Annotated in this window: 2 protein-coding genes; one reads left to right on the forward strand and one right to left on the reverse strand. The window is 39.6% G+C overall.

The window, feature by feature from the left end; all coding sequences use genetic code 11:
• Positions 1-607 (forward strand): ACP S-malonyltransferase (locus PX484_RS00900; protein WP_288102670.1); only part of this gene is annotated, 607 nt, incomplete at its 5' end.
• 175 nt (positions 608-782) lie between these two features.
• Here the strand turns inward: PX484_RS00900 and PX484_RS00905 are convergent.
• On the reverse strand, positions 783-1468 hold a 686-nt coding region (locus PX484_RS00905; RefSeq protein WP_288102671.1), incomplete at its 5' end, for a molybdopterin molybdotransferase MoeA.

Consider the following 1468-nt stretch of genomic DNA (forward strand, 5'->3'; position numbering starts at 1 on the left):
AAATCTAGTTCAAAACCGTTCCCGTTTGATGGATGCGGCCGAAGGTGGTAAAATGGCCGCCTTAATGAAATTTGATCGCACCAGTCTAGAGACAGTGATTAATCAGACGGAAAATGTAGTTATTGCTAATGATAATAGTGCCGAACAAGTGGTGATTTCTGGGACTCCTGAAGCGGTGGATTTGGTATTAGGTCAAGTGAAAGTTAAGCGGGTTATGCCGTTAAAAGTATCCGGTGCTTTTCACTCTCCCTTGATGGAAAATGCCGCTATTCAGTTTCAGCAGATTTTAGAATTGGTTAATTTTAGGTCTGCAAAAGTTCCCGTTATTTCTAATGTTAATCCTAGCCAACCGATCACCGATGCGGAGGAATTAAAAATATATCTGATCCAGCAGATGACTAGCTCGGTTCGCTGGCGAGAAATTATGTTAAAATTGCCAAATGTGGGTGTGGAAAAAGCGATCGAAGTCGGTCCGGGTAAAGTTTTAACTGGTTTAATTAAACGAACTACTCCCGCAATTGAGTTAGAAAATATTAGTCAATTAGCTGATATATACAATAGTAGCGACGATGTTAAATTGCAGGGTTCATTAATTGGTGTTGGTTAAATTATCTGGCAATATTTTCGATGAAGTAAATTGATGGATACCTAAGTAGTTAGGTGTTAAAAACCATCAGACACCCCCCTTATCAAGGGGGGATTAAGGGGGGATCGACACCCAAAATCTATCTTCAATTTAATTATAACCAGCTGCCTAGCCAAAAATTTGGTTAGGTATTTTTTCAAGAAACTATCATAACTTCTACTGTTTCTCCTGCTTGTATAGTAGTTTTACCCTGGGGAATTATGGCTAAAGCATTAGTACCCGCTAAATTAATTAAATTAGCCGAATTGTGTTGTCCGGAAGCGAGTTGAAATTGATAAACTCCCTCGATAATTTCTATTTTTCCCCAGAGATAAACTTCCCTTTGTCCCTTAGATTTGAGAGTATCGCGGGTGATAACTCGCAGAAATTTGTTCTGATAATCTGTCAATCCTGATAATTTTTTAATGGCCATTTGTACGAAGCGCCAACAGGAAACTAAAGCAGAGACGGGATTACCGGGGATACCAAAGTAAACACAACCGTTAGGAAAAGTAGCAAAGGTTAGGGGTTTACCCGGTTGAATAGCAACGCTGCGAATCAGAATTTTTCCTCCTAATTCCCCTAAAATTCCCTCGATATAATCATAATCTCCTACAGAAACACCTCCGGTGGAAAGGACGATAGCACTAGAATTAATGGCTTTTCTGATAGTTTCTCTGAGAAGATCGGGATTATCTTTGATTATACCTAAAGGTCTGGGAATTGCCCCTAAACTGGCGACAAATGCGGTTAAAGCGTAGCGATTTGAGTCAATAATTTGACCTTTTTGGAGGGTTTCATCGGGATTAATTAATTCATCTCCCGTGGAGAAAATTGCCACTT

This window comes from Microcystis sp. M49636_WE2, from assembly GCF_030065375.1.
In the GTDB taxonomy this organism is placed as follows: Bacteria; Cyanobacteriota; Cyanobacteriia; order Cyanobacteriales; family Microcystaceae; genus Microcystis; species Microcystis aeruginosa_C.